Here is a 7213-nt window from a genome sequence, read left to right as displayed (position 1 = left end):
GCCCGCGACACCACCTGCAGCGACAGGATCGAATCCCCGCCCAGCGCGAAGAAGTTGTCCGTGGCTCCGACCGACGGCACGCCCAGAACCTCGGCCCAGATCCCGGCCAGGACCTGCTCCGCCTCACCCTCCGGCGCCACCGACGCCGCCCCCTCGCCCCACTCCGGCGCCGGCAGCGCCTTGCGGTCCAGCTTGCCGGTCGGCAGCAGCGGCAGCGCCGCCAGAACCACCACCCGCGACGGCACCATGTAGTCCGGCAATTGACCGGCCAGATGCGCCTTCAGCTCGGCTTCCAGCCCGTCGCCGGCCTCCGGCGCCGCGACATGCGCCACCAGCCGCCGGCCGCCGGGCGACGCCATGGCCGATACCACCGCCCCGCGCACCTGTGGGTGCGACAGGAGCCGCGCTTCGATCTCACCCGGCTCGATCCGGTAGCCCCGGATCTTCACCTGATGGTCGGCCCGGCCGAGATAGTCGATCGACCCGTCCGGGCGCCACCGCACCACGTCGCCGGTCCGGTACATCCGGCTGCCCGGTTCGCCATACGGGTCCGGCACGAAACGCTCGGCCGTCAGGTCCGGTCGGCCGAGATAGCCCCGCGCCAGCCCGCCCCCGCCGATGTAGAGCTCGCCGGCCACGCCGACCGGCACCGGCTGCAGCCGGCCGTCCAGCACATAGGCCCGGCGGTCCCCCACCGGTCGCCCGATCGGCACATAGGCCGCGTCGCACGGCGTGTCCGCCTCCGCCTTCCACACCAGCGGCGTCACCACCGCCTCGGTCGGGCCATAGCCGTTGATCAACGCCCGCGGTCGCAGCGCCCGCCGCACCCGGTCGTACCCCGCCGCCGGCATCGCCTCGCCGCCGAAGGAATAGAGGTCGACCGGCGGGCAGCGGCCGGTCTCTTCGGCCCAGGCCGCCATCTCGTTGATGTAGACCGGCGGGAAACCGGCATTGGTGACGCCGTGCCGGCCGATCGCCGCCAGTGTCTTCTCGGCCGGCCACAGGCCTTCGTCGCGCAGCACCAGGCTGGCGCCGCAGGTCAGCGCAGTCAGCCAGCGCTCATGCGCGCCGTCGAAGCTGAAGGCGATGAAGTGGAACTCGCGCGAGGTCTCGTCCATGTCGTAGAGCGGCGCCGTCACCCGGCAGTGCATGGCGAGCGGGCCATGGGCGACGGCGACGCCCTTGGGCTTGCCGGTCGACCCCGAGGTGTAGATCACATAGGCCAGGTTCTCCGGATGCAGCCGCACCGCCGGCGCGACCTCCGCCTCCCCGGCCTCCGCCTCGACCAGGATGCGATCCACGCCCGGCGGCAGCTTTCCGGTCAGCGACGCCTGGGTCAGCACCAGGCGCAGCCCGCTGTCCGCCGCCACCTCCGCCAGCCGCGCCGCCGGCGCATCCGGCGCCAGCGGCACATAGGCGCCGCCGGCCTTCAGCACCGCCAGCAGCGCCACCAGCAGCTCCATCGACCGATCCAGCACCACGCCGACCAGCACGTCCGGCCCCACGCCGGCCCGCACCAGCCGGTGCGCCAGATGATTGGCCCGCCGGTCCAGCTCGCCCCGGCTGACCTCGCGGTCGCCGAAGATCACCGCCGTCCGGCCCGGCTCCGCCGCCGCCCAATGCGAGATCCAGTCCTGGACCGGGCGATACGGCTCGGTCCGGTAGGGTTCGGTCTGCCAGATCGTAAGCTGCGCGAGGTCCGCCTCCGCCAGCATGGAGAGGGAGCCGAGCTCGGACTCGGCGTTCTCGACCAGGCGGTCGAGCAGCGTGTCGAGATGGCGGCTCAGCGCCTCGACCTGCGCCGGCGTGAAGGCGTCGCGGCGATAGCCATAGGCGATGTCGAGCGTGTCGCCGGCCTGAATCGCCAGAGACAGCGGATAGTGCGTCGCCTCCACCGTCTCCGCCGCCGACACCTGCAGGTCGCCGCCGCCGGCGCGCGCGGCCCGGTCGATCGGGTAGTTCTCGAACACCAGCAGCGTGTCGAACAGGCCACCCTGCCCGCCCCAGCGTTGGATATCGGCGAGCGGCGTGTGCTCGTGCTCGTGCAGCGCCAGCATCACGTCCTGCACCTGGCGCAGCCAGTCGCCCACCCGGGCCTCGGGGTCGGGCTGCTGGATCACCGGCAGGGTGTTGATGAACAGGCCGAGCAGCGTCTCGGCGCCCGGCAGCTCGGCCGGGCGGCCGGCGACGGTGGCGCCGAAGGCGACGCCGGGCTGGCCGGTGTAGCGCGACAGCAGCAGCGCCCAGGCGCCCTGCACCAGCGTGTTCACGGTGATGCGCTCGCGCCGGCAGAAGGCGGTCAGCCGCGCCGTGCGGTCGGCCTCGCGACGGGTGGCCAGGACGCCGTGCCCGCCGCCCTTCTCCACGGGCGCCGGCAGCGCGTCGGCCAGGCGGGTCGGCGCTTCCAGCCTCGCCAGCTGGCCGCGCCAGAAGGCCTCGTCCGCCGCGGCATCGCGGCCGGCCAGCCAGGCGATGTGGTCGCGGTAGCGGCCCGGGCCGGCGGCCGGCGCCGTGCCGCGATATTGCGACAGCACCTCGCCGATCAGCCGGGACGTGCTCCAGCCGTCCATCAGGATGTGATGGAAGGTCCAGATCAGCCGGTGCCGGCCCTCTGCCGTTTGCAGCAGCAGCACCCGCATCAGCGGCGGGGCCGACAGGTCGAAGCCGCGCTCGCGCTCCCAACGGGCCAGCTCGGCGATCCCCGGCTCGTCGAGGCCGCTGCCGTCGCGGATCTCGACCGGCAGGGGCACGCTGCGCCGCACCAGCTGCAGCGGCGCCGGGCCGTCCCACAGGAAGCCGGTGCGCAGGATGTCGTGCCGCTCGATCGCGGCCTCCCAGGCGCGGGCGAAACGGCCGGCGTCGAGCGGGCCTTCGAAGGTCGCCAGGACCTGGTTGACGTAGAGCCCCGCCTCCGTCGCGTGCAGGGCGTGGAACAGCAGCCCCTGCTGCAGCGGCGACAGCGGATAGGCGTCGGCGATCGCCGCGGCCGGGACCGGCAGGGCGTCGATCTGGGCCTGGCTCAGACCAGCCAGCGGCAGGTCCGACGGCGTCAGGCGCGCCGGCCCCTCCGCTCCGACGGTCGATGCCGGAACAGCTTCGACGGCCGGCGCCGTCGGCCCCCGACGCGCCGCCGCGGCCAGGGCCCGCACGGTCTGGTGCTGAAAGGTGTCTCGGAGAGTCAGGACCAGCCCCTGCCGCCGGGCTCGGGCGATCACCTGCAGGGACAGAATGGAATCCCCGCCCCGATCGAAGAAGTTGTCGTCCCGGCCCACCTGACGCAGGCCCAGCACCTCCCTCCAGATCGCGGCGATCGCCTGCTCCGCCTCACCCTCGGGCTCGGCCCGGCTGTCGGCATCGCTCTCCCACTCCGGCTCCGGCAGCGCCTCGCGGTCGAGCTTGCCGTTGGCCGAGACCGGCAGCCGCTCCAGCCACACCAGCTTCGCCGGCAGCATGTACTCCGGGAGGGTCCGGGCCAGATGCGCCTTGACCGCCGCCTCGTCAGGCTGGGCGTCGCCGGCGACATAGCCGACCAGCCGCCCCTCGCGCAGCACCACCACCGCCTCGCGGATGCCGGGATAGGCGCGCAGGCCCGCCTCGATCTCGCCGAGCTCGATCCTGAGCCCCCGCAGCTTCACCTGATGGTCCAGCCGGCCGAGATACTCGATCGCCCCGTCCGACCGACGCCGCACCAGGTCGCCCGAGCGGTACATCCGGCTTCCGGCCGGACCATTCGGATCCGGCACGAACCGCTCCGCCGTCAGGTCCGGACGGCCGAGATATCCCCGCGCCAGGTTCGCCCCGGCGATGTACAGCTCCCCGGCCACGCCCCTCGGCACCGGGTTCAGGTCGGCATCGAGAATGTGGATCTGGGTGTTGGCGATGGCATGCCCGATCGGCACGCTCCGCTGCCTTTCCTCCGGGCGGCAGGCCCAGGAGGTCACGTCGACTGTCGTCTCCGTCGGACCGTACAGGTTGTGCAGGCGCGCCCCCGGCAGACGCTCCGCGAACAGCGCCGCGAGACCCGGCGTCAGCTCCCCTCCCCCGCAGAACACGTCGGTGAGGCTGGAGCAGCCCTCCACCCCCTCCTCTTCGAGGAACAGCTGCAGCAGCGACGGCACGAATTGGACCGCGGTCACAGCTTCGGCCCGGATCGTCTCGATCAGATGATCCGGCTCCCGATGCCCGCCAGGACGCGCCAGCACCAGCCGGCCGCCCGATGCCAAGGGCCAGAAGAACTCCCACACCGAGGCGTCGAAGCCGGCGACCGTCTTCTGCAGCAGCACCGGCGGCCTGGAGGCTTCGTAGGCCGCCTGGGTCCATTGCACCAGGTTGACCAGCCCGCCATGCCGGACCATCACCGTCTTCGGCTTGCCCGTCGAACCCGAAGTGGTGATGCAGTAGGCCAGGGCCTCCGGATGCCAGGCCACGGCAGGAGCCTCGTCGGAGTACCCAGAGAGATCCCAGCTCTCCAGGGCGACGATCTCGGTCCCGTCCGCCTGCGGCAGCCGGTCGAGGAGACGGGTCTGGGCCAGCACCAGGCGCAGGCCGGTCTCGGCGACGGTCCCGGCCAGGCGTTCGCGCGGATACTCGGGATCCAAGGGCAGATACGCGCCGCCGGCCTTCAGGATACCCAGCAGCGCCACGACCAGCTCGACCGAGCGCTCCACCGCCACCCCGACCAGCACGTCGGGGCCGACGCCGCGGGCGGCCAGGGCCTGGGCCAGCCGGTTGGCCCGCCGGTCGAGCTCGGCATAGCTCAGCCGCTCGCCCCCGAACACCAGCGCCTCGGCCTGAGGCTTCGTCCGTACCTGCCGCTCGATCAGCGTCATCACGCTCGGCACCGGCTCATAGGCGCAGTCCGTCGCGTTCCAAACGGACAGGTGCTCCCGCTCCGCCTCGGTCAGCAGGTCCAGCCGGGCCAGCGGCCGGTCGGGATGCGCCGCGACCGCCTGCAGCAGCCGGATGAAGCCGTCGCGCCAGCGCTCCACCGTCGCCCGGTCGAACAGCTCGGCGGCGTAGGTCAGCTCGGCGGAGATCCTCCCGGCCTCGTCCTCCACCGTCGACAGGCTCAGATCGAACTGGGCCGCGCCGCTTGGCCGCGACAGGGTCTCGGCCCGCACGTCCCCCAGGCGCAAGGCGACCGCATCGCGGCGCCGTCCGTGCTGCATCATCACCTCGAACAGCGGGTTGCGGCTCAGGCTGCGCTCGGGGTTGAGCGCCTCGACCAGATGCTCGAAGGGCAGCGCCTGATGCGCCTGGGCCTGGAGCGCCGTGTCGCGCACCGACGCCAGCAGCGACCGGAAATCCGCCCGGCCGTCGACCCGGACCGGCAGCACCTGGGTGTTGACGAAGCAGCCGACCACCGCCTCGACATCCTGGCGCTGGCGGTTGGCCACGGGCACGCCGATGCGCAGATCGTCCTGTGCGCCGAGCCGCCGCAGCAGCGCGGAGAAGCCGGCCAGCAGCACCATGAACAGGGTCGCGCCCTGCTGCTGCGCCAAAGCCCGCAGCGACGCTGAAAGATCCTCCGGCAGATCGAAGGCGACGGTGTCGCCGCGCCAGCTCGGTTCGCTGGGCCGCGGCCGGTCGGCCGGCAGCTCCAGCACCGGCTGCTCCGGGCCCAGCTTTTCCACCCAGGAGGCGAGCAGGCGTTCGCCCTCGCCGGCCTCCATCAGCTGGCGCTGCCAGACCGCGTAATCCGCGTACTGGATCTCCGGCGCGGCGCGCTGCGCCCGGCCTGACCGGTGGTCGTCATAGAAGCGGGCCAGATCCTCGACCAGCAGGTCGAGCGACCAGCCGTCGGCGACGATGTGGTGCAGCGTCAGCAGCAGCACGTGCTCGTCCGCCGCCAGCCGGACCAGGGTGGCGCGCAGCAGCGGACCGGCGGCGAGATCAAAGGTCTGCCGCGCCTCGGTGGCCGAGGCGTCGTCGAGCCGGTCCTGGCGCTCCCCCTCCGGCACCGCCGACAGATCGATCCGGGCCAGCACCAGCGGCGACGGCGGCAGGATGCGCTGCAGCGGCTCGCCATCGACCTCCGGGAAGATCGTGCGCAAGGCCTCGTGCCGCGCGACCAGCCCGTCCAGCGCCGCCTGCAGCGCCGCCTCGTCGAGGCGGCCGGTCAGGCGCAGCCCGCCGGTGATGTGATAGGCCGCGCTCTCCGGCTCCAGCGTCCACAACAGCCAGAGGCGGCGCTGGGCGTGGGACAACGGCAGGTCGCCGCCCCGCGGCGCCGGCACGATCGGCAGGCGCTGGGCGCTGATGCCCTTGGCCTCGAGTTGGGCCAGGAACTGCCGGCGCTTGTCGGCCGGCAGGGCGGCGACGCGCTCGGCGATGGCGCGCAGCGGATCGGCCTGTGGCACGGTCATGTCGTTCATTCGGACAGCTCCAGCGCGTCCAGGAGATCGGACATCGCATCCAGTTCCGCCGCGGCGTCGGCGCGGCCATGTCGGTCGATCAGCGCGGCCAGGCCGGCGATGGTGTGGGCCTCGAACAGCGCCGCCAGCGGCAGCTCCACGCCCAGGGTCTGGCGCAGCCGCGACGCCATCCGGGTCGCCAGCAGCGAGTGCCCGCCGAGTTGGAAGAAGTCGTCGTGCCGGGAGACATGGGCGAGGCCGAGGACGTCCATCCAGATGCGGGCGATGGCCAGCTCGGTCTCGCCCTCCGGCTCGGCCCGGCTGTCGGCGCCGCTCTCCCACTCCGGCGCCGGCAGGGCCTTGCGGTCCAGCTTGCCGTTGGCAGAGACCGGGAGGACCGCCAGCGCCACGATGCGCGACGGCACCATGTATTCGGGCAGCATTGCCGACAGGTGCTGCTTGACGGCAGCCTCATCGGGCTGCGCCTCACCGGCGACGTAGCCGACCAGCCGCCCCTCGCGCAGCACCACCACCGCGTCGCGGATGCCCGGGAACGCGCGCAGCCCCGCCTCGATCTCGCCGAGCTCGATCCGGAGGCCCCGCAGCTTCACCTGGTGGTCCAGCCGCCCGAGATACTCGATCGCCCCGTCTCCGCGCCGCCGCACCAGGTCGCCCGAGCGGTACATCCGGCTGCCGGCAGGTCCCATCGGGTCCGGCACGAACCGCTCCGCCGTCAGGTCGGGCCGGCCGAGATAGCCCCGCGCCAGGTTGACGCCGGCGATGTACAGCTCGCCCGCCACACCCTCCGGCACCGGGTTGAGGTCGGCATCGAGGATGTGGATCCGGGTGTTGGCGATGGC

At 72.9% G+C, this 7213-nt stretch carries 2 protein-coding genes; both read right to left on the bottom strand.

Annotated features, from left to right (window positions below; all coding sequences use genetic code 11):
• Positions 1-6374, bottom strand: a 6374-nt coding sequence (locus tag KXR53_RS35260) for an amino acid adenylation domain-containing protein (protein WP_437380295.1), incomplete at its 3' end; no start/stop codon positions are given.
• Positions 6371-7213 (bottom strand): phosphopantetheine-binding protein (locus tag KXR53_RS35255; RefSeq protein WP_437380294.1); only part of this gene is annotated, 843 nt, incomplete at its 5' end. The genes KXR53_RS35260 and KXR53_RS35255, both read right to left, overlap by 4 nt.

Source organism: Inquilinus limosus (genome assembly GCF_051487185.1).
Classification (GTDB): Bacteria; Pseudomonadota; Alphaproteobacteria; order DSM-16000; family Inquilinaceae; genus Inquilinus; species Inquilinus limosus_F.
Note: the sequence above shows the minus strand (reverse complement) of the source record. Positions and strands in the feature narration are given on the sequence as shown.